Annotated in this window: 17 protein-coding genes; 8 read left to right on the forward strand and 9 right to left on the reverse strand. The window is 57.0% G+C overall.

The genetic code is table 11. The features are described 5' to 3' along the window. Positions 1-10: 10 nt before the first annotated feature. From K2184_RS10745 to pepA, 5 genes are all read right to left on the reverse strand, one after another. On the reverse strand, positions 11-1,033 hold the full coding sequence (locus K2184_RS10745) for an alpha/beta hydrolase (protein WP_064370806.1): 1,023 nt from the start codon (positions 1,031-1,033) through the stop codon (positions 11-13). Positions 1,034-1,185: 152 nt separating this feature from the next. After that, positions 1,186-1,689 (reverse strand): GNAT family N-acetyltransferase, encoded by a 504-nt coding sequence (locus tag K2184_RS10750; RefSeq protein ID WP_004108871.1) that lies wholly within the window; start codon positions 1,687-1,689, stop codon positions 1,186-1,188. A gap of 122 nt (positions 1,690-1,811) precedes the next feature. Further along, entirely contained in the window at positions 1,812-4,667 is a 2,856-nt protein-coding gene (locus K2184_RS10755) for a valine--tRNA ligase (protein ID WP_023320230.1), read from the reverse strand. Next, positions 4,667-5,110, reverse strand: coding sequence for a DNA polymerase III subunit chi (holC, locus tag K2184_RS10760; protein ID WP_004098129.1), 444 nt, complete (start codon positions 5,108-5,110; stop codon positions 4,667-4,669). The genes K2184_RS10755 and holC overlap by 1 nt, the downstream gene beginning before the upstream one ends. 122 nt (positions 5,111-5,232) lie before the next feature. Further along, entirely contained in the window at positions 5,233-6,744 is a 1,512-nt protein-coding gene (gene pepA / locus K2184_RS10765; RefSeq protein ID WP_004108865.1) for a leucyl aminopeptidase, read from the reverse strand. A gap of 267 nt (positions 6,745-7,011) precedes the next feature. On the opposite strand from pepA, the gene lptF reads away from it, so the two are divergent. Together lptF and lptG are read left to right on the forward strand one after the other, a co-directional pair. Continuing rightward, positions 7,012-8,109, forward strand: a complete 1,098-nt coding sequence (gene lptF / locus K2184_RS10770) for an LPS export ABC transporter permease LptF (protein WP_004108862.1) — start codon at positions 7,012-7,014, stop codon at positions 8,107-8,109. Then, positions 8,109-9,191, forward strand: coding sequence for an LPS export ABC transporter permease LptG (gene lptG / locus K2184_RS10775; RefSeq protein ID WP_004108859.1), 1,083 nt, complete (start codon positions 8,109-8,111; stop codon positions 9,189-9,191). Before lptF ends, lptG begins: the two co-directional genes overlap by 1 nt. A 42-nt stretch (positions 9,192-9,233) precedes the next feature. Here the strand turns inward: lptG and K2184_RS10780 are convergent, their stop codons facing one another. After that, complete coding sequence (locus K2184_RS10780; protein WP_142478734.1) at positions 9,234-10,736, reverse strand: helicase HerA-like C-terminal domain-containing protein; 1,503 nt, start codon at positions 10,734-10,736, stop codon at positions 9,234-9,236. Between the two features lie 86 nt (positions 10,737-10,822). Next, the gene (locus tag K2184_RS10785) at positions 10,823-11,644 is read right to left on the reverse strand and encodes a TIM barrel protein (protein WP_004108853.1); all 822 of its coding nucleotides are present in this window, start codon (positions 11,642-11,644) and stop codon (positions 10,823-10,825) included. Positions 11,645-12,004: 360 nt separating this feature from the next. On the opposite strand from K2184_RS10785, the gene K2184_RS10790 reads away from it, so the two are divergent. After that, complete coding sequence (locus K2184_RS10790) at positions 12,005-13,510, forward strand: CoA-acylating methylmalonate-semialdehyde dehydrogenase (RefSeq protein ID WP_004108850.1); 1,506 nt, start codon at positions 12,005-12,007, stop codon at positions 13,508-13,510. Between the two features lie 18 nt (positions 13,511-13,528). Continuing rightward, positions 13,529-14,338 carry a 5-deoxy-glucuronate isomerase gene (gene iolB / locus K2184_RS10795; protein ID WP_004108848.1) on the forward strand — a complete coding sequence of 270 codons (810 nt, stop codon included), beginning with the start codon at positions 13,529-13,531 and terminating at the stop codon, positions 14,336-14,338. A 196-nt stretch (positions 14,339-14,534) separates the two neighbouring features. Here iolB and K2184_RS10800 read toward each other — a convergent pair whose 3' ends face one another. Both K2184_RS10800 and K2184_RS10805 read right to left on the reverse strand, forming a co-directional pair. Further along, entirely contained in the window at positions 14,535-15,392 is an 858-nt protein-coding gene (locus K2184_RS10800; protein ID WP_004098142.1) for a MurR/RpiR family transcriptional regulator, read from the reverse strand. A 151-nt stretch (positions 15,393-15,543) separates the two neighbouring features. Then, a complete protein-coding gene (locus K2184_RS10805) occupies positions 15,544-17,457 on the reverse strand; it encodes a bifunctional 5-dehydro-2-deoxygluconokinase/5-dehydro-2-deoxyphosphogluconate aldolase (protein ID WP_004117569.1) in 1,914 nt (637 codons plus the stop codon). Positions 17,458-17,983: 526 nt separating this feature from the next. Between K2184_RS10805 and iolD the strand changes: the two genes are divergently transcribed. Genes iolD through iolE form a run of 4 tightly spaced genes read left to right on the forward strand, consistent with a single transcriptional unit; the run spans position 17,984 to position 22,836 of the window. Further along, a complete protein-coding gene (gene iolD / locus K2184_RS10810) occupies positions 17,984-19,924 on the forward strand; it encodes a 3D-(3,5/4)-trihydroxycyclohexane-1,2-dione acylhydrolase (decyclizing) (protein ID WP_439237755.1) in 1,941 nt (646 codons plus the stop codon). A gap of 48 nt (positions 19,925-19,972) precedes the next feature. Further along, positions 19,973-20,986 (forward strand): Gfo/Idh/MocA family protein, encoded by a 1,014-nt coding sequence (locus K2184_RS10815; protein ID WP_004108840.1) that lies wholly within the window; start codon positions 19,973-19,975, stop codon positions 20,984-20,986. Between the two features lie 41 nt (positions 20,987-21,027). Continuing rightward, the gene (locus tag K2184_RS10820) at positions 21,028-21,912 is read left to right on the forward strand and encodes a sugar phosphate isomerase/epimerase family protein (RefSeq protein ID WP_004098146.1); all 885 of its coding nucleotides are present in this window, start codon (positions 21,028-21,030) and stop codon (positions 21,910-21,912) included. A 24-nt stretch (positions 21,913-21,936) separates the two neighbouring features. Next, entirely contained in the window at positions 21,937-22,836 is a 900-nt protein-coding gene (iolE, locus tag K2184_RS10825) for a myo-inosose-2 dehydratase (protein WP_004108838.1), read from the forward strand. Positions 22,837-22,932 lie beyond the last annotated feature (96 nt).

Consider the following 22,932-nt stretch of genomic DNA (forward strand, 5'->3'; position numbering starts at 1 on the left):
TGACGATCCATTACAGATTGGCGTTTTTATCTTTCTCTGCTGTCGCGGCGGCTTTGGGCGCGCCGAGGGTGCTTTTAAACCAGTTCACTACCCGTTCAATAACCGGCTTCTGATACCAGCTGTCATCGCCGTGCTCCGCGCCTTCCAGCAGCACGTAATCGGCCGGGTTACCCTCTTTCTTCAGCGCGCGATAGAGCTGTTGACTTTGTACCGGTGAAACCAGAGTGTCGGCGCTGCCGTGCATAATTAAAAATGGCGGCTTTTTACCGCGGATATGGCCCATCGGGCTGGCAGCCAGCGCTTTTTGCGGGTCACTGGCAATCGTCGCTCCCGGCCAGTCACGAAAGGCGCTACCGTGGACCAGCAGCGCTTCAGTGACTGCAGGTGACTGGTGCACTTTTTGAATCGCCTGCGGAAAACCTTCGCCGATATTTAACAGATTCGAAATTCCGTACAGCGTGGCGGCGGCCTGCACGTCCGATGACTGCACCAGGTTATCGCCACGATCGAACGTTTTTTCGCCATTGGTAAGCGCCAGCATCTGCGCCATATAGCCGCCTGCGGAATCCCCCAGCACGCCAATACGCGACGGATCTATACCGTATTCCGCTGCATGTTCGCGCAGATAGCGAACGGCGGCTTTACCATCGATAATCGGGGCCGGGAAGGTATCGGGAACCGTACGGTATTCCGCCGCCGCGACGACGAATCCCGCCGATGCCAGCGCCATACGCATCTCGATAAACTTATTCCAGGCCGCGCTGGTGAAACCGCCGCCGGGGAAATAGACGATTGCCGGTTTCAGATCGCCGTTACGCGGCACCAGCAAAGACATATGCAGTTGACGAACGGCGACGGTGCTTTTTACCTGGCTATATACGATATCGTTGAGCGCATCGATACGGCCCCGGGTTTTTTCCACGCGGATGATCTGAGCGCCTTCGGTATTGCCAGCGAGTTCGCCGGCGTTAACGCTGGAAGCCATGCCGGCAAGTATCATGCTGCCGGTGAGCAGGAGGGAGAGTTTTTTCATTGTGTTCTATCCTGAGCAAGGCCTGCCGCGGCGGCAGGCTAAAAGATCCAATGCTCGAAGAGTGTATTAGCGAACACGTGCGGTGAATAACGCTCTTTTTGCATGAAAACCATGCGTTTTTTCGATTAATCCGCATCGCCTTTTCGCTGGCGCTACAGCACTTTCAGCATCCTGACTTCGCAGTCAACGTGGCCGGTGCAGCCCAGCGGCTCAGCAATATGCTCGAAGCCAAGGTGTTCATATAAACCGATCGCTTCTTTAAGGAAAGCGGTGGTTTCCAGATAACAGCGTTTGAATCCCTGCTGGCGGGCGTGATCCAGGGCCATCAGCGCCAGCTTTTTCGCCAGCCCCTGGCCGCGCGCGGAGGTCATAAAATACATTTTCTGGAGTTCGCAGATATCGGGCTCGCTACAGGTCAGAGGCGCAACCCCGCCGCCGCCAACAACCTGACCGTTTTGCTCAACTACCCAATAGGCGGCGCCCGGCTGGCTATATAGCTCATAGAGTTCATCCAGATTCGGATCGGCTACCGTATAGCCTTTGTCGGCGGTCAGGCCATATTCAGCGGAAACCTGGCGGATAACAGCGGCTATCGCCGGATTATCATTAGCCGTGATGCGGCGCAGGGTCAGCGGTAGGGTTGCGCTCGTATTCATGTGAAGACTCATTGCAAAATAATGACGGATAATGTTGTTAATAACACTGCTGGAGGGGAGAGTGCAAGCGAGGATCTTTCACAGAAAACGCCCCTTATCCGAATGGATAAGGGGCGAGTGAATTACAGCGCGGCGATAACCGCCTGCTGCTCAATCAGCTTCGCTTTCGCTTCCGCATAGCCTTCCAGCTTCTCACGCTCTTTGGCGATCACCGCTTCCGGCGCGCGGGCCACAAAGCCTTCGTTGGAAAGTTTGCTTTCGATACGGCTAATCTCGCCTTCGATTTTGCTCACTTCTTTCGCCAGGCGCGCCAGCTCATCTTCTTTATTGATGAGGCCAGCCATCGGGATCAGCAGCTCGGCGCCGTCGATAATTTTGGTCACGGAAACCGGACCTTTATCATCGGCCGGCAGCACGGTGATGCTTTCCAGACGCGCCAGGTTCAACAGGAAGCTGCGGTTATCGTTCACGCGACGAATCGCGGCATCGCTGCAGCCGCGCAGCAGCAGCTCAAGCGGCTTACCAGGGGCGATGTTCATTTCCGCACGGATGTTACGCACGGCGACGATCGCCTGCTTCAGCCATTCGGTATCAGCCAGCGCCGCTTCGTCAACCTGAGACGCATCGTACTGCGGGAACGGCTGCAGCATGATGGTATCGGCAGTGATACCGCAAATGACCTTCACGCGCTGCCAGATGGTCTCGGTGATGAACGGAATAATCGGGTGCGCCAGGCGCAGCAGACCTTCCAGAACGGTCACCAGCGTGTGACGGGTGCCGCGCAGCTCAGACTCGGAACCGCCGTTCATTACCGGCTTGGTCAGCTCCAGATACCAGTCGCAGAACTGATTCCAGGTAAACTCGTACAGAATGCCTGCGGCGATATCGAAGCGGAAGCCGTCCAGCGCTTCGCGGTAGGCTTTGATGGTCTGGTTGAATTCCGCAAGGATCCAGCGGTCCGCCAGCGACAGGGTCATTTCGCCGCCGTTAAAGCCGCAATCCTGATCTTCGGTATTCATCAGCACAAAGCGGCTGGCGTTCCACAGCTTATTACAGAAGTTACGGTAGCCTTCCAGACGCTTCATATCCCAGTTAATGTCGCGGCCGGTAGAGGCCAGCGCCGCCAGGGTAAAGCGCAGGGCGTCGGTACCATGCGGCTCAATGCCGTTCGGGAACTGTTTCTCGGTGCGTTTGGCGATTTTCTCCGCCAGCTGCGGCTGCATCATGTTGCCGGTACGTTTCTCCAGCAGCTCCGGCAGGGAGATGCCATCAACCATATCCAGCGGGTCGATAACGTTGCCCTTCGATTTGGACATCTTCTGGCCTTCGTCATCGCGGATCAAACCGGTCATATAGACGGTTTTAAACGGCACCTGCGGCTTGCCGTTTTCATCTTTGATGAAGTGCATGGTCATCATGATCATGCGGGCAATCCAGAAGAAGATGATGTCGAAGCCGGAAACCATCACGCTGGTCGGATGGAACTGGCGCAGGGCATCGGTGTTTTCCGGCCAGCCAAGAGTAGAGAACGTCCACAGCGCGGAGGAGAACCAGGTATCCAGCACGTCTTCGTCCTGGCGCAGCGCTACGTCGGCGCCGAGGTTATTTTCCTGGCGTACTTCTTCTTCGGTGCGGCCAACGTAAACGTTGCCGTCGTTGTCGTACCATGCCGGGATGCGGTGACCCCACCACAGCTGACGGGAGATACACCAGTCCTGAATATCGCGCATCCAGGAGAAGTACATGTTTTCGTACTGCTTCGGCACGAACTGAATGTCGCCGTTCTCGACCGCTTCAACCGCCGGTTTAGCCAGCACGTCGGCACGCACGTACCACTGATCGGTGAGCATCGGTTCGATAACGACGCCGCCGCGGTCGCCGTATGGTACGGTCAGATCGTGCGGTTTAATCTCGTCCAGCAGGCCCAGCGCGTCGATGGCGGCAACCACCGCTTTACGCGCGGCAAAGCGCTCCAGCTTCTGGAACTCCGCCGGGATGGCGTTTGAGTAGACGTCGGACTCGTTGCCTTTGGTGTCGTAAACTTCCGCGGTTTCGCGGATATCGCCATCAAAGGTCAGGATGTTGATCATCGGCAGCGCATGACGCTTGCCCACTTCATAGTCGTTAAAGTCGTGCGCCGGGGTGATCTTCACGCAGCCGGTGCCCTTTTCCATATCGGCGTGTTCATCGCCCACAATCGGAATGCGGCGGTCAACCAGCGGCAGAATGACGAATTTGCCGATAAGGTCTTTATAGCGCGGATCTTCCGGGTTAACGGCCACGCCGGTATCGCCCAGCACGGTTTCCGGACGGGTGGTAGCGACGACCAGATAATCTTTACCGTCAGCGGTTTTCGCGCCGTCGGCCAGCGGATAGCGGATATGCCACATCGAGCCTTTAGACTCGCGGTTTTCCACTTCCAGATCGGAGATGGCGGTACGCAGTTTCGGGTCCCAGTTGACCAGACGCTTGCCGCGATAGATCAGATCTTCTTTGTACAGGCGGACAAAGACTTCTTTTACGGCGTTGGACAGGCCTTCGTCCATGGTGAAGCGCTCGCGCTCCCAGTCCACGGAGTTGCCCAGGCGGCGCATCTGACGGGTAATGGTGCCGCCGGATTCCGCTTTCCACTGCCAGATTTTATCGATAAAGGCGTCGCGACCGTAGTCGTGGCGGGTTTTACCTTCTTCGGCGGCAATCTTACGCTCAACCACCATCTGGGTAGCGATACCCGCGTGGTCGGTACCGGCCTGCCACAGGGTATTTTTACCCTGCATGCGCTGGTAGCGAATCATGGTATCCATGATGGTTTGCTGGAAGGCATGACCCATATGCAAACTGCCGGTGACGTTCGGCGGCGGGATCATGATGCAGAAACTTTCCTGGCTTTCGTCGCCATTGGGTTTGAAATAGCCCTGCTTTTCCCAGTGCTCGTAAAGCGGCTGTTCGATATCTTGGGGGTTGTATGTCTTTTCCATTATTTCCAGGTTGCCGTGTTCAGGTTGAAACCAGCCATGCGGTACGCTTTGTAGCGTTCGCGCGCCAGTTGTTTCAAAGAGTCTTCATAAGGGACGAAGTCTATCACTTCTGTGAAAGCGGTGGCAAAATCTGCAAAGTTTAGCCGCAGGCTAATCAGAATATCCCGCGGGCTGCTGTTGCGTTTTTGCGGCCAGGCGATCTCCACCGGCGCGCCGCCGCGCGGACCTTCCCCCGCCAGATTATGCGGAACGAAACTTTCTGCGGGGCGTGCCCAGAGCGCTTCGTCCAGACGAATGGCCTGCTGCTCATCTTCGCAGGCGATGAGCACGCGTTTACCGCTGCGCCAACGTTCTGCGGCAATGTCACACACCAGCTGTTCAACGGCGCTCAGGCCATCCTGTTGCGTATCATTGTCCAGAAGATAGAACGTTGCGTTTTTCATATATGGGGCTTCTTGTGGTGACTTTAAATGCTTAAGCCGGGCGGCGCTACGCTGACCCGGCCTATAAACGGTATCTTTCCAGAGGCCCGGCAAGCGTAACGCCGCCGGGCATCAGACGGCAATTACTCTTCGCCGGTAAATCCGGCGCGGTTGAGCAGGAACTGCGACAGCATCGCCACCGGACGACCGGTCGCGCCTTTGGCCTTCCCGGAACGCCAGGCGGTGCCGGCAATATCCAGATGCGCCCAGTTGTATTTACGGGTAAAGCGCGCCAGGAAGCAGCCTGCGGTAATCGCTCCGCCAGGACGGCCGCCGATATTGGCCATATCCGCAAAATTTGACTCCAGCTGTTCCTGGAACTCGTCGGCAAGCGGCAGACGCCATGCGCGATCGCCCGCCAGTTCGGACGCGCCGATCAGCTCGTGGGCCAGCGGATTGTGATTCGACATCAGGCCGGTGATGTGGTGGCCGAGCGCGATCACGCAGGCGCCGGTCAGGGTGGCCACGTCGATAACCGTTTCCGGCTCGAAACGCTCAACGTAAGTCAGCACATCGCACAGCACCAGGCGACCTTCGGCATCGGTGTTCAGCACTTCCACCGTTTGCCCGGACATCGTGGTCAACACGTCGCCAGGACGATAGGCGCGGCCGCCAGGCATGTTTTCACATCCGGCCAGCACGCCGACAACGTTCAACGGCAACTGAAGTTCCGCCACCATGCGCATCACGCCGTACACCGCCGCCGCGCCGCACATATCGTATTTCATCTCGTCCATGCCTTCTGAAGGCTTGATGGAGATACCGCCGGAGTCAAAGGTCAGGCCTTTACCCACCAGCACGATAGGCCGCGCGTCTTCTGCCGGGTTACCTTTGTATTCGATAACCGACATCAGCGATTCGTTCTGCGAGCCGTTGCCGACCGCCAGATAAGAGTTCATTCCCAGCTCTTTCATCTGCTGCTCGCCGATAACGCGGGTAATGACGTTCTTACTATAGGTATCGGCCAGCTGGCGCGCCTGGGAGGCCAGATACGCGGCGTTACAGATGTTGGGCGGCATGTTGCCCAGATCTTTCGCCGCTTTGATGCCGGCGGCGATCGCCAGACCGTGCTGGATAGCGCGTTCGCCGCTGGTCAGCTCGCGACGGGTGGGAACGTTGAAGACCATTTTACGCAGCGGGCGACGCGGCTCGCTTTTGTTGGTTTTTAACTGGTCAAAGCTGTACAGCGTCTCTTTGGCGGTCTCGACGGCCTGCCGCACTTTCCAGTAGTTATTGCGGCCTTTGACGTGCAGTTCGGTCAGGAAGCAGACGGCCTCCATTGAACCAGTATCATTCAGCGTATTGATGGTTTTCTGAATAACCTGCTTATACTGACGCTCGTCCAGCTCGCGTTCTTTACCGCAGCCAATAAGCAGAATGCGCTCCGACAGAATGTTCGGCACATGGTGCAGCAATAAAGTCTGGCCAGGTTTGCCTTCCAGCTCGCCGCGACGCAGCAGGGCGCTGATATAACCGTCGCTAATTTTATCAAGCTGTTCGGCGATGGGGGAGAGACGACGTGGTTCGAAGACGCCGACCACGATACAGGCGCTCCGCTGCTTCTCCGGGCTACCGCTTTTTACACTGAACTCCATGCACTACGCTCCTGAATCTTAAAGACAACGACGGTGGCTACGGATAGAATTGAAAGCTTTCGTAACTCATGTCCGCTGTTGTGGTGACTTCGTGTTAATCTTAACGTTATTACGGCCTTGGTTCGTCAGAAAAGATCCTGATACGCAGAACCAGCGAGTCATTTAATCTTAGCGATGTTTTCGACGACTAAAGAGAATAAATGACGTTTAAGCCATGAAACAAGCAATTTTCCTGCAATAAAACGGGTTTTTACGGGCGTATTTATAGTGATAATCATAAGATATCTGGTTCGTGAGACGCTGAAAAGCCAGTTGGCGATCCTATTCATCCTGCTACTCATTTTCTTCTGTCAGAAACTGGTCAGGATCCTCGGCGCCGCTGTTGATGGCGATATCCCGACAAATCTGGTGCTCTCGCTGTTAGGGCTGGGCGTACCTGAAATGGCGCAGCTTATTCTGCCCCTGAGTTTATTCCTCGGGCTGCTGATGACGCTGGGCAAACTGTATACCGAAAGCGAAATCACGGTGATGCACGCCTGCGGCCTGAGTAAGGCCGTGCTGGTGAAAGCCGCCATGATCCTTGCGCTCTTTACGGGCATTATCGCGGCGGTCAACGTGATGTGGGCGGGGCCCTGGTCGTCCCGTCATCAGGATGAAGTGCTGGCGGAAGCGAAAGCAAACCCCGGCATGGCCGCGCTGGCCCAAGGCCAGTTCCAGCAGGCCAGCGACGGCAGCGCAGTGCTGTTTATTGAGAACGTCAACGGCAACCGTTTCAGCGACGTCTTCCTTGCCCAACTGCGGCCACGAGGCAACGCGCGCCCTTCGGTGGTGGTCGCGGATACCGGCGAGCTCTCGCTGCGTAAAGACGGTTCGCAGGTGGTGACCATGAATCAGGGCACCCGCTTTGAAGGCACCGCGATGCTGCGCGACTTCCGCATTACCGACTTTAAAAACTATCAGGCGATTGTTGGCCATCAGGCGGTGGCCTCCGATCCGAACGATACCGAGCAGATGGATATGCGCACCCTGTGGCGTACCGATACCGATCGCGCCCGGGCGGAGCTGCACTGGCGCTTCACGCTGGTGGCAACGGTATTCATCATGGCGCTAATGGTGGTGCCGCTCAGCGTGGTGAACCCGCGCCAGGGTCGCGTGCTGTCGATGCTGCCGGCGATGCTGCTCTATCTGGTGTTCTTCCTGCTGCAAACGTCGATTAAATCGAGCGGCGGTAAAGGCAAAATGGATCCGATGATCTGGATGTGGGCGGTAAACCTGCTCTATTTCGCGTTGGCCGTGCTGTTGAACCTGTGGGATACGGTGCCGATGCGCCGCTTCCGTGCCCGTTTTAACAAAGGAGCGGCGTGATGCAGGCGTTTGGCGTACTTGACCGTTATATCGGTAAGACGATTTTCAATACCATCATGATGACCCTGTTCATGCTGGTTTCCCTGTCGGGCATCATCAAGTTTGTCGACCAGCTGAAAAAGGCCGGGCAGGGCAACTATGATGCGTTAGGGGCCGGAATCTACACGATTCTCAGTGTGCCGAAAGATATCCAGATCTTCTTCCCGATGGCGGCGCTGCTCGGCGCGCTGCTGGGGTTGGGCATGCTGGCGCAGCGTAGCGAGCTGGTGGTGATGCAGGCTTCCGGCTTTACCCGCCTCCAGGTGGCGCTGTCGGTGATGAAAACCGCGATTCCGCTGGTGCTGCTGACCATGGCGATGGGCGAGTGGGTAGCCCCGCAGGGCGAGCAGATGGCGCGCAACTATCGTGCTCAGCAGATGTACGGCGGTTCGCTGCTTTCCACTCAGCAGGGCCTGTGGGCGAAAGACGGCCATAACTTTGTTTATATCGAGCGGGTAAAAGGTAACGATGAGCTGGGCGGAGTGAGCATCTACGCGTTTAACGACCAGCGCCGTCTGCAGTCCGTTCGCTACGCCGCTTCGGCAAAATTCGATACCGAAAATAAGCTCTGGCGACTGTCGCAGGTGGATGAATCCGACCTGACCGATCCGAAACAGGTCACGGGGACGCAGACCGTCAGCGGGACCTGGAAGACCAACCTGACGCCGGATAAGCTTGGCGTGGTGGCGCTGGATCCGGATGCGTTGTCAATCAGCGGCCTGCACAACTATGTTACCTATCTGAAGTCCAGCGGTCAGGATCCGGGCCGCTATCAGCTCAATATGTGGAGCAAAATCTTCCAGCCGCTGTCGGTGGCGGTGATGATGCTGATGGCGCTGTCGTTTATCTTTGGCCCGCTGCGTAGCGTGCCGATGGGCGTCAGAGTCGTGACCGGGATCAGCTTCGGTTTTATCTTCTACGTGCTGGACCAGATTTTCGGCCCGCTCACCCTGGTCTACGGCATCCCGCCGATAATCGGCGCGCTGTTGCCGAGCGCCAGCTTCTTCTTGCTGAGCCTCTGGCTGATGATGCGTAAATCCTGACGTAACGCGCCCCCTTCCTGAATCAGAAAGGGGGCGTTTTTTTTAGCGTTTCCGTCCCCCAAGTAAGCTTCCCAGCATTCCCCTGACTATCTGCCTGGTGACCTGACGTACCGCGCTCTTCGCTGCCGTTTGCACAATGCCGTCGCGTTTGCCGCCGCGCGGCCCGATAGTGCCGAACAGGATATCTTTGAGCCCGCCGAGCAGGCCGTCGTCATCGCCGTTTGGCTGGCCTTTTGCGGGCGGGGATTGCTGCTGCTCAGTTGTGGTCTGCACGCCCTGCTGCAGCATTTCAAACGCCGATTCACGGTCGATCTCTTCTTCATATTTTCCGTACAGCGGCGAGTGGTTAAGCAGTCCGTTACGTTCGTCATCGGTGACCGGGCCCATGCGCGAGCAGGGCGCGATAACCATCGCCCGCTCTACTATCGAGGGGCTGCCTTTCTCATCAAGAAAGGAGATCAGCGCCTCGCCGGTGCCCAGCTCCTGGATCGCCTGCTCGGTGCTGAACGCCGGATTCGCGCGCATAGTTTGCGCGGCGGTTTTTACCGCTTTTTGGTCTTTCGGCGTGAAAGCGCGCAGGGCGTGCTGCACCCGATTGCCCAGTTGACCCAGCACCGCATCGGGAATGTCCGCCGGGTTTTGTGAAACAAAATAGACTCCGACGGCTTTAGAACGAATCAGGCGGATGACCTGCTCGATTTTATCCAGCAGCACCTGGGGCGCATCGTTAAACAGCAGATGCGCCTCATCGAAGAAAAAGACCAGCTTTGGCTTTTCCTGGTCACCGGCCTCCGGCAGACGTTCGTAAAGCTCGGAAAGCATCCACAGCAGGCTGGCGGCGTACAGCTTCGGCATCTGATAGAGCTTTTCCGCGCTCAGGATATTAATTACCCCTTTACCCTGCACATCAACGCGCATCCAGTCCTGGATATCGAGCATGGGTTCGCCGAAAAAGTGTTCTGCACCCTGCTGCTCCAGGGTCAGCAATCCGCGCTGAATCGCCCCGACGGAGGCGCTGCTGATGTTGCCGTACTGGTTCTGAAAAGCTTTGGCGTTGTCGCCAATGTGTTGGGTAATCGCGCGCAGGTCTTTAAAGTCGAGCAGCAGCAGCCCGCGGTCGTCGGCGATCCGGAAGATGATATTCAATACCCCGGACTGAACCTCATTGAGGTTGAGCAGGCGAGCCAGCAGCAGCGGCCCGAGATCGGAAACCGTGGCGCGGACCGGGTGGCCTTTCTCGCCAAAGATATCCCATAGCACTACCGGATTAGCATGCGGCTGCCAGTCCGTTGCGCCGATTTTTTCCAGCCGCGCCTGCAGTTTTTCCGAACTTTGGCCCGCCTCAGCGATACCGGTAAGGTCGCCTTTCACATCGGCCATAAATACCGGAACGCCGATTTCCGAGAAAGATTCCGCCAGCTTTTGCAGCGTGACGGTTTTACCGGTCCCCGTGGCGCCGGTAATTAAGCCGTGGCGGTTCGCCATAGCGGGCAATAAATGCAGCTGTTTTTCCAGCGTGCGTGCAATCAGCAGCGGTGAGCTCATGAGCGATTTCTCCATTTATCCTGCTGCGAGTATAGGCAACCTGATAGCAAAAGTGGGGAGATCGCGCACGCCTTCGCTTATTCCCTTCAGGCGCAGTGGCGCTGAATTAACGCGATACTGTGCTCGATTTCGCGGCGGATATCGTCTTCGCTCCAGTTTGCCAGCTCCGGTGAGAAAGGCTCGAACGCATATACGCCCTGATAGCCGCGGGCCTCCAGGTTTTTGACCTGCTCGCAGCTTTGCAGCTGGTCTTTTTCGGTCAGCATGATGCGTTCGTTGTCGGTCAGGGTTTCGCGCGGGCGGGTATCTTCTACGCCGGAAAGGTGCACCAGGCCGATTTCGCCGATATCCACCTGGCTAAACTCCTGCTCCGCCTGCGGATAAAGATGATGGTGAAAGGTATCGATCAGCAGCTTAAACGGCACCCGTGCGTCGTGAATCAGCGTTTGCGCCTGCGCCGAGGAGCGCAGCGAGCTTTGCGGGAAGCCGAGCGGCTCGACGAGTCCCTCAATGCCATAGAAGGCGAATAGCGGCGCCAGGTCGCGCAGGGCGTTAAGGGTTTCGCTCGCCGGAACCTCGGTACCATCGTTCAGCGGGCACAGCACCAGCGATTTCGCGCCGACGGCTTTGGCCTCTTTTAGCAGGGACTCCGTCAGGCTGCGAACCTCTGCGGTGCGGCAGTTGAAAGGATAAACCGCGTTGATAGTGAGGATCTCAATATGGTAGCGGTCAGCCAGTTCACGAACCTGCTGGTGGCTCAGGTCGTCGGTCACTTTTCCGCTGGGGAGGTCGTTACGTAGCTCGACTTTGTTTAGCCCGAGGCTGTTCACCAGCCGGAAGAAGGCCTCAATGCTGAGGGAAGGGGCAATCTTGCGGTTGATACAGAAACGCTGTGCTGCAATAGCCATTTTGACTCTCCTGAAATAGATAGTTCGGCTTCGTTCGATTACCCCATAGTCAAAACATTTATTCCAAAATTAGCAATGCATGAAATGGCGATTTTTTGAGCCGACTCGCAAAATATTTTTCTTGGCTTCTTGCATTGCGGCGGGTTCCGGAAGGCGCTACGCCTGTTCTCTTTTTATGGGGGCTTTGCCTGTAAGGCAGCGTTTCCTTACAAGGAAATGCGACCATCATCACCAAAATACAATTTCATTAATGATGAATATTGAAATATTAATTTCATTTTACTACGGTACAACACAGCAGATCCAGTAATGGGCCGTACTGCGTTGGCCCCCGATACCCCATACATATGAGGCGAGAGCATGACTATCACAGGAAACTTTATTGGCGGGAAGACCGTTACCAGCGGCAGCAACAATACAATGCCGGTTTTCGACCCCGCGACGGGCAAAGTGGTCCGCGAAGTCACGTTATCGACCGCGCAGGAAGTCTCCGATGCGATTCAGGTGGCGCATGATGCTTTTGATGGCTGGTCGCGTACCACGCCGCTGCGCCGGGCCCGCGTGCTGTTTAATTTTAAAATGTTACTTGAACAGCACGCTGAAGAGCTGGCGGGGATTATCGTCAGCGAACACGGTAAAGTCTTTTCCGATGCGATGGGCGAACTGACGCGCGGCATGGAAGTCGTTGAGTTTGCCTGCGGGATTCCGCACCTGATCAAAGGCGAGTTCTCATCGGATGTCGGCACCGGCGTCGATAGCTATTCTCTGATGCAGCCGCTGGGCGTAGTGGCGGGCATTACGCCGTTCAACTTCCCGGCGATGGTTCCGATGTGGATGTTCCCGCTGGCGCTGGCCTGCGGCAACAGCTTTGTCCTTAAGCCGCCAGCGCTGGCCCCTGGCGCTGCGGTGCGCCTGGCGGAGTTGCTGAAAGAAGCGGGGCTGCCGGACGGCGTCTTTAACGTGGTGCACTGCAGCAATGAAGATGCTGAGCAGCTGTACAAGGATCCGCGTATTGCGGCGGTAAGCTTTGTGGGATCTTCCGGCGTGGCGGAGCATATTTATAAAACCGCCAGCGCTTATGGTAAGCGCGTTCAGGCATTTGGCGCGGCGAAAAACCACGCGATTGTGATGCCGGATGCCGATCTTGATGCCACCGTGAATGCGATTATGGGCGGCGCGTTCGGCTCTGCGGGCGAGCGCTGCATGGCGCTGCCGGTGGTCGTCGCCGTGGGCGATGAAACGGCAGATAAACTCATTGCGCGCCTCAAGCCGCTGGTGGAGTCCCTGAAGGTCGGCCCGGGCTGTATGCGTGGAAAAGAAGAGAACGAAATGGGTCCGGTCGTCTCTGAGGCGCATCAGAAAAAAGTGCTGGGATATATTGATAAAGGCGTCAGCGAAGGGGCGACGCTGGTAGTTGACGGGCGTAAGCTGCGAGTTGCCGGTTTCGAAGAGGGTTACTACGTTGGCGGAACGCTGTTCGACAACGTGACGCCGGAAATGACTATCTGGCGCGAAGAGATTTTTGGCCCGGTACTGGGTATTGTCCGCGTGGCGGACTACCACAGCGCGCTGGAGCTGGTAAACAGCCATGAGTTCGGCAACGGCAGCGCCGTCTTTACCAGCAACGGCCACACCGCGCGTGAGTTTGTACATGATGTCCAGGCCGGAATGGTTGGGGTCAACGTACCGGTACCCGTTCCAATGGCCTTCCATAGCTTTGGCGGCTGGAAACGCTCCGTATTTGGCGCACTGAACGTGCATGGGCCGGATGGCGTGCGTTTCTATACGCGTATGAAAACCGCCACCGTCCGCTGGCCGCAGGGTCAGCAAACCGTATCTGAATTCAGCATGCCGACGTTAGGCTAATCGGCGAAGGAGAGCGCCATGTCTTTACTGGCTAAAGCAAAAAAAGAAGGGCAGATTCAGCACATCACCCCGCAGAGCGCGGGGTGGAAGTACATTGGTTTTGATGTCTGGATGTTAAAGAAAGGGCAAACCGTTACCCTGGAAAGCGGCGATCGCGAGCTGTGCCTGGTGCTGGTCGCCGGGCTGGCTTCGGTAAAAACCTCGCAGGCCGATTTTCCTAATCTGGGCCAGCGTATGTCGCCGTTTGAGCGGACCCCGCCCTGGTCAGTTTACGTGCCGCCGCAGGATAAAGTCGAAGTGACGGCAGATTCTGACCTTGAGCTGGCGGTATGCAGCGCCCCGGGTAAAGGAACTTTACCGGCTCGAGTTATCTCCCCGCAGGACGTGGGCGTAGAGCATCGCGGTAAAGGGCGTAACCAGCGGCTGGTGCACAATATTCTGCCGGATAGCGCGCAGGCGGACTGCCTGCTGGTGGTAGAGGTTTACACTGACGAAGGAGCGACCAGCTCATGGCCGTCGCACAAGCACGACACGGCGCTGCCGGGTCAGGAAACCCAGCTGGAAGAGACCTACTACCACCGTTTCGATCCGCCGCAGGGTTTTGCCTTCCAGCGCGTCTATACCGATGACCGTAGCCTTGATGCCTGTATGGCTCCCTACAACCACGATGTGGTCATGGTACCGCGCGGCTACCATCCGGTAGCGGCGATTGCCGGGTATGACAGCTATTATCTGAACGTGATGGCCGGTCCGGATCGCAAATGGATGTTTACCTGGGAAGAGGATCACGCGTGGATCAACAGCCCTGATTATCCCCGCCACGATTAACAACCGTTGATGACAAAAAGGCCGGTTAGCTATGCTAGCCGGCCTTTTTGATCCTGTAGCCCGAATAAGATCGTCGTCGCAATTCTGCCACATCCCCGGCTCGCGCTGCGCTCAGCCGGGCTACGGGTTTACCATCGTCTGCGGACAAGTCGCCCGGATAAGACGTTTACGTCGCAATCCGGGAATAATGAAAAATTTAAGCCAACTGCTTCGTTTCTGCATCCTTGCTGCTGTTCAGCGCCAGCGAGACCGCCAGCGTCTGAGCCAGACACAGGGAGGCCACCTGCGAGCGGAAACCATCAACCTGCGCCTCGCGCACGACAAAGCAGACGTCGCTGAAGGCCGCCAGCGGGCTGACCTGGCTGTCGGTAATCGCTATCTGACGTGCTTTACGCTGCGCGCCGAGCTCCACCAGTTCAACCACTTCCCGCGCATATGGAGAGAAGCTCACCGCCACGACGACATCTTTCGGCCCGACCAGGCTGAGCTGTTCGGTAAACATGCCGCCCAGACCGTCAATCAGGAACGCTTTACGGTCCAGATGGCGCAGGGCGTAGGTCAGATAGGAGGCGACGCTAAAAGAGCGGCGCAGGCCGATAACGTAGATATTTTCCGCTTCCGCCAACAGCGCGACCGCACGCTGCAGATCGTCGCCGGAGGTCTGCATCGCCAGCTGCTGCAGCGCCTGAGTATTAACCATAGTGAACATATTCAGAATTTCGGTCGGCGTTTCCGGCGGGGTTGCGTCATCCGTGGTGGTCTGGCGGAACAGACGCGCGCGCTCGGTATAGTTAGCGGTCTCTTCCATCAGGTGCTGCTTGAACATCTGCTTCATTTCGTTGAAACCGCTAAAACCAAAGGCGTTAGCGAAGCGGATCAGCGTGGAAGGGGGGACGTCAGCTTGTTGCGCGATAGAGGCCACGGTATCGAAAGCCACGCTATTGCTGTTATCGAGAATATAGCGGGCTACCTGTTTCAGGCGTTTGCTTAACGTATCGTAGCGACGCCTGATTTCATCCTGCAAGATGGTAAGTTGGGTCGGATTATTGGCCATAGATTGCGCTCTGAGAAAATGAAAGGAATATAATTTCCAGTGTATCAAATGAAGCGAATTTTTCATTTACTACGATGAAATACGCGATTCATTTCACGAAGATCCAGAAAAAAGCCCGCATCTTTGGGAAAGGATGCGGGCCAGGTTAGTATCAGCCGCGGGCTTCGCGCCAGTAGCCGATGAGCGTGAGATAGTTGCGTTTGACTTCGTCAATCAGCGCCTCATCGCTGAGCTCTCCCTGCATCCAGCGCCGTGAGGGCAGGCCAAAAATGGTGCGTCCTACCGCAAAGCCTTTGATCATCGGATGCTTCGCCGCTTCGGCAAAACCGGCGCGCAGGCGATCCGATGGGGCGTCCAGACCGAGGATTAAAATTCCGCGACACCAGCTATCTTCGCGCGCGATCAGTTTACCGATCCTTTCCCACTCCGCGCTCGACAGCGGCGGCAGCTTCCACCAGTCCGGCTGGATGCCCAGCTGATAGAAGTGCTCCAGCATGTCGTGGTAATGGCGTTCATCTTTATCCGGACCGTTTTCCGGCAGGATGATTTCCAGCAGCAGCTCATGCCCGGACTTATTGCACGCCTGCCAGACCTCCAGCAGCAGCGCATCCTGTTCAGCGCGCAGTTCGGCAGGGTCGGCCGGGTGGTAGAAGACCAGGCATTTCACGACGTGCTCCAGCGGCCAGTCGATAAGCTGGGAACCGATGTTGCCATGTTCCAGGCGCAGCGGGCGCGAGCTTGGCATTTCAATCGGCCGGCCAATCCACCAGCCCTTGCCGGTGATGGCATTGAGCGAGCGCTGGCCGTAGGTGCCATCGGCGAGAATGCCGCTGCGGCCGTCAAGACCGGCTTCGTCTGCGGCGGCTTCCGCGGCCGCCAGCAGCAGCAGCTTCAGCTGCGGAATACAGGATTCATCACGCCCGGTTTCCAGCGCCAGGTCTGCCAGCTGCTTACGGTGGTCAAAGGCGAAAATGCACAGCTCCGGCCACGCCTGGCGGCGGCTGGTGACGCGATGGAGATGGTTGAGGCGAGCGTCGATATCCGGACGCGGGACAGATTCTGCTCGCGACAGATAGTCGTCAAGTTCGGCTTTGGTTGGCATCGCGGGCGCGCAGCCGTGACGTGAAACCACCAGCGCGCCGCAGGCGTTAGCGTAGCGACAGGCCTGCTCCCAGCCTTCGTCGTTAAGCCAGCCGCGCAGCAGGCCGGACATAAAGGCATCGCCAGCGCCGAGGACGTTAAGCACGTCTACGCGCACGCCCTGCTGCAGCGGCACGCTATCCCAGCTGTCGGGAATGTCGCCTTCCAGCACCACGCAGCCCATCGGACCGCGTTTGCAAACCAGCGTCGCTTTCGTGGCGTTACGCACGTTTTTCAGCGCGGTCAGAGTATCGGTACTGCCGCCGGCAATATGAAACTCCTCTTCAGTCCCCACCACTAAATCGAACAGATGCAGGACTTCCTGCAGCTGGCTGGTCACCTGACCGGACTCAATGAAACGCGTTTCGCCGTCGCCTAAAGAGGTTAACCCCCAAAGCACCGGACGATAGTCGATATCCAGCGCCGTACGCAGGCCGTGACGGCGCGCGTACTCCAGCGCCTTCAGCACCGCTTCACGCGTGTTGGCGTGCGAAAGGTGGGTACCGGTTACCGCCAGCGCCCGGGAGGAGGCGATGTACTCTTCCTTAATGTCTTCTGGCGAAAGGGCCATATCGGCGCAGTTATCGCGGTAAAAAATGAGCGGAAATGTCTCCTGATCTTTAATCCCCAGCATCACTAACGCCGTCAGGCGCTGCTTATCGGTGATCAGATATTCGGTATCGACGCCGGCGCGGCTGAGCGTTTCGCGTAAAAAACGACCATTGTGCTCATCGCCCACGCGGGCAAGCATCGCCGATTTTAATCCCTGTATAGCGGTGCCGAAGGCGACGTTGCCGGAAGAGCCACCCAGGTACTTAGAAAAACTGGCAACATCTTCCAGCCTCGCGCCAATCTGCTGGGCATAGAGATCGACTGCCACCCGGCCAATACAGATGACGTCGAGTCGCTTTACTGCTGCATTCATAGCTAGGGTTTCCTTTTGCATTTCTGCTGTACGGAAGAGTCGGGATGCCGACAGCGTCTCCGAAAACAGCCTGAGGGTTATTGGTTATCCCTAGTTTGAGAAATAAATATTTCATTTGCAAACTAGATCGAAATTAAAAAACCAAAAATGTGAGGGATATACCACTCTGCCGCGCCGAGCCCCATTCTGCCTCAGATCCTGCGCGCCGAGGTAAAGCTGAACTACCGGCCATTTACTATCACTCTTTACCTATGATTTTTAAGGGGATATTAAGAGCAGTACCGCGTAAATTGCGTGTTATCCCGGATACAGGATGTGAATGAAACGGGTGAAATGCATAGAGAGTTTGATCCCTCTCGCAAAATGAAATATTTCTTCTGTATTTCTATTTAATGAAAAAAATGTTTGCCTATAATCCAGAAGTATTCCAGTGGCGTTAACGATTTTCCTGGCCCATCGCTTGTCACGCTGGGCGGGGTAAAACGCTGACCTACACGCAAATACTGAACAATAAGGATTGGGCAACATGGGCAAACTGAGACTGACAATGGCGCAGGCGCTGGTGAAGTTCCTGGATAACCAGTACCTGGAAGTCGATGGCGAAGAGCATAAGTTCGTTAAAGGTATCTTTGCTATCTTTGGCCACGGCAACGTGCTGGGAATGGGCCAGGCTCTTGAACAAGATAGCGGTGAAATGCGGGTCTATCAGGGGCGTAACGAGCAAGGGATGGCGCATGTCGCCACCGGTTTTGCCAGACAGTCCCTGCGTCGTCAGATTATTGCCTGCACCTCCTCCATTGGCCCCGGCGCGGCAAACATGATTACCGCTGCCGCCACCGCGACCGCCAACCGCATCCCTCTGCTGCTGCTGCCGGGAGATGTGTTTGCGACCCGCCAGCCTGACCCGGTATTACAGCAAATTGAGCAGAGTCACGATCTCAGCATTACCACTAATGACGCGTTTCGCGCGGTGAGTAAATACTGGGATCGCATCACCCGTCCGGAACAGCTGATGAGCGCCTGCATCAACGCCATGCGCGTGTTGACCGACCCGGCGGAAACCGGTGCGGTCACGCTCTGTCTGCCGCAGGATGTCCAGGGCGAAGCCTGGGATTATCCGCAGTCCTTCTTTACCCGTCGGGTACACCGCCTTGACCGCCGTCCGGCCAGCGCCGCACAGCTGGCGGATGCCGTGGCGGCGATTAAAGCCAGCCGTAAGCCGCTGATCGTCTGCGGCGGCGGGGTGAAATACTCCGGCGCCGGCGAAGCGTTGACCCATTTTGCCGAACGCTACGGCGTACCGTTTGCCGAAACCCAGGCGGGTAAAGGCAGCGTTGTCTCTTCGCATCCGTATAACGTGGGCGGCGTCGGCGAAACCGGCTGCCTGGCAGCGAACCTGCTGGCGAAAGAGGCGGACTTAGTCATCGGTCTCGGCACGCGTTTCAGCGATTTCACCACCTCGTCAAAATGGATTTTCCAGCACCCGGGCGTGCGCTTCCTCAATATTAACGTCAGCAACTTCGATGCCTGGAAGCTGGATGGGATTCCGATGCTGGCGGATGCCCGCGAAGCCCTCACCGCCCTCGATGACGCCCTGTCCGGCGAATCCTGGCAAGCAGGCTGGGGCGAGCAGGTTGAAAGCGTGCAGAGCCGCCAGCTGAAAGAGACCCAGCGCGTTTACCAGGCGGTATGGCAGGAAACCGCTTTCGTCCCGGAAATCGACGACCATCTGGATCGGGAATCGGTGTATCGCGAATTTCGCCAGATAACCGACTCCACCCTGACGCAAAGCAGCGTCCTTGGCGTACTCAACGAAACGCTGCCGGCGGATGCGGTGATTGTGGCGGCGGCAGGTAGCCTGCCGGGAGACCTGCAGCGCGTCTGGCGCAACCGGGCCACCAACACCTATCACGTTGAATACGGCTACTCCTGCATGGGGTATGAAGTCAGCGCCGCGCTGGGCGTGAAGTTAGCCCAACCGCAAAGCGAGGTCTATTCGCTGGTGGGCGACGGCTCATTCATGATGCTGCACTCCGAGCTGGTGACCTCCCTGCAGGAGCGCGCGAAGATCAACATCGTACTGCTCGACAACATGGCCAACGGCTGTATCAACAACCTGCAGATGGAACACGGTATGGACAGCTTCGGCACCGAGTTCCGCTTCCGCTGCGCCGAATCGGGCCAGCTGCAGGGCGGCCTGGTACCGGTAGATTTCGCCACCGTCGCTGCCGGCTACGGCTGCAAAACCTGGCGCGTCACGACGCTAGAAGAACTACGCCACGCGCTGGACGCCGCGCGCCGCGAAACCGTCAGCACCCTGATAGACATTAAAGTGCTGCCGAAAACCATGGTGCACAAATATGGCAGCTGGTGGAACGTCGGCGTCGCGCAGTCAGCGCTCTCCGAGCGGATCCGTAAGGTTGCGCAAATGATCAATGAAAAACGCGCTCAGGCGCGGGATTACTAAAACAGAACACAAACCCTGAACCCTACAAATCTCGGGAGAAAACCAACTATGTCACTCAAATTAGGTGTCATCGGTGCCGGCGCTATCGGTAAAGAACATATCCGTCGTTGCACTCAGGTACTGCAGGGAGCCACGGTAGTGGCGGTTTCGGATATCAACGAAGAGAACGCGCGCGCCGCGGTTGCGCTGCCGGGCGTGCATGCCGAAGTGTACGCCGACGGTCATGACGTGATTAAGGCCAGCGATGTGGATGCCATTCTGGTTACCTCATGGGACCCCACCCACGAAGAGTACACGCTGGCCGCCATCGCCGCCGGGAAGCCGGTGTTCTGCGAGAAGCCGCTGGCGATGAGCGCGGAAGGCTGCCGCCGCATCGTTGATGCGGAAATGAAAGCCGGTCGCCGCCTGGTGCAGGTCGGATTTATGCGTCCTTATGACGAAGGCTATCTGGCGCTGAAAAAAGTGATCGATGACGGCGATATCGGCGCGCCGCTGATGCTGCGCTGCGCGCACCGCAACCAGTCGGTAGGTGAGGATTACATCACCAACATGGCGATCACCAACACCCTGATTCACGAGCTGGATGTACTGCGCTGGCTGCTGAATGACGACTATGTTTCCGTGCAGGTGCGCTTTCCGCGCTCCACTTCCCACACCCATGCGCGCCTGAAAGACCCGCAGATCGTGTCGTTTGAAACGAAAAAAGGCACGCTGATCGACGTGGAAGTCTTTGTGAACTGTCAGTACGGCTATGACATCCAGTGTGAAGTGGTGGGGGAAACCGGTATTGCCCGCCTGCCTGAGCCGTCGGCTGTGCAGATGCGCAAAGCCGCTAACCTGTCGACCGCTATCCTGACCGACTGGAAGGATCGCTTTATCAAAGCGTATGACGTTGAGCTGCAGGCCTTTATCAATGATGTTCAGGCCGGCCAGCTGCACGGCCCATCGGCATGGGATGGCTACGCGGCATCCGTTGCAGCCGACGCCTGTATCAAAGCCCAGGGCACCAGCGAACCGGTTGAGGTGACGCTGCCTGAGTGCCCTGATTTCTACAAACGCTAATCCCGCTTTGCTGACGGAACTTCTTTGCACAGGTAACGACGATGAAAATTGCTTTTGACGTTGATGTCATTAAAGACCTCGGGGTCACCCGAATGGTCCATCAGGTGGCGGAGTGGGGCTACAAGTACATTGAGCAATCGCCGCACCCGCAGATCAACCCGTTCTACAAGCACCCGCGCGCCAGCCGGGAAATTATGGCTGAGTACAAGCAGGCGCTGCGCGATACCGGCGTAGAGCTCTCTTCGTTTATCTGCGTCTACCGCTGGTCCGGTCCGGATGAGCTGCGCCGTCAGGCAGCAGTAAAAAACTGGAAACGGCTGATCGAAATCGCGGTTGAAATGGGTGTACAGGTGATCAACACCGAGTTCTCCGGCGATCCTAACCAGCCGGAGATTTGCGATGAGATGTTCTATCGCTCCATGGAAGAGCTGCTGCCGATTTTTGAGCGCGAAGGCATCCGCGTTGAAATTCAGGCGCATCCGTGGGACTTCTGCGAAGAGAACAACGAAACCGTCGATATCGTGAAGTCGTTCCGCAGCGATAACGTTAAGTACGTTTACAGCGTCCCGCACACCTTCTTCTATGACAAAGGCGTGGGCGACGTTGAGAAGATGCTGCGCTACGCGGGAAGCGATCTCTCCCATGTACTGATCGCGGATACCCGCAACCATACAAAACACTGCCGCTATATCGTTAACCCACCGGGCGTAGATGCCGTCGTTCACCAGCACGTGGGCGTCGGGGAAGGGGATGTTGATTTCGACGCGCTGTTCCGCACCCTGCGCGATATGAAATTTGCCGAGCAGACCTTCAAGGTCGGCGGTGAGCCTATCGTGGCCACCTCGCTGTTCGGCTACCCGGAAAAAATGAAATACCAGGCAGTGGAAACCCGTGAACTCATCGAACGTGAATTGCTGCGCCGGTAGGCGCAGCGGCAGGAGCCCCCTACTATGAACAAAGATAACGTAAAACTGGCTATCGCCCCGATTGGCTGGACTAACGACGATATGCCGGAGCTGGGCAGCGAGAATACTTTTCAGCAAATCGTCAGCGAAATGGCGCTGGCGGGTTTTACCGGCAGCGAAGTCGGCAGCAAATATCCACGCGATCCGGCGGTTCTCAAGCCGATGCTGGATATCCGCGGCATTCAGATTTGCAACGCCTGGTTCAGCACCTTTTTTGCTAACGGCCAGCGGGAAAAAACCATTGATGAATTCGTTAACCACATGAATTTCCTGCATGCTATGGGCGCGAAAGTGATCGGCTGCTCGGAGCAGAGCGGCAGTATTCAGGGGCTGGAAAAGCCTATCCTGGAGAATGAGAAACCGTGCTTTAGCGAAGAAGAGTGGCAGCGGGTGGCGGAAGGCTATAACACCCTCGGTCGTCTGGCGGCGGAAAAGGGCATGCAGGTCTGTCTGCACCACCATATGGGTACCGGTATTCAGACGACGGCAGAGATCGACAAGTTTATGTCGCTGGTGGATGACAAGGTCTTCCTGCTCTACGACACAGGACACGCCTGGTATTCCGAAGGCGGCGAAGAGCCGATGCTGGCGATTCTGAAAAAATATCTGCCGCGCATTAACCATGTTCACCTGAAAGACGTACGTCCGCCGGTGATCGAGCAGGTGCGCCGCGAAGGACTCTCCTTCCTGGACGGCGTGAAGAAGGGGACCTTCACCGTGCCGGGCGACGGCGTCATTGATTTCCGTCCAGTGTTTAAACTGCTGGACGAGCATGGCTATAAAGGCTGGATGGTGGTTGAGGCCGAGCAGGATCCGGCGCTGGCCAACCCATTCGAATACGCCGTAAAAGCGCGTAAATACATCCGCGAGACGGCAGGAATCTAATCGTTGTTTCATTTTCAGGCCATACGCTGTATGGCCTGCTTTTTTTGCCCCATCACTCAGCAGTAGCTCAAGACGTAGAACGAAAACAACACGTCG

The organism is Klebsiella sp. K5-306 (genome assembly GCF_051835185.1).
Classification (GTDB): Bacteria; Pseudomonadota; Gammaproteobacteria; order Enterobacterales; family Enterobacteriaceae; genus Klebsiella; species Klebsiella oxytoca.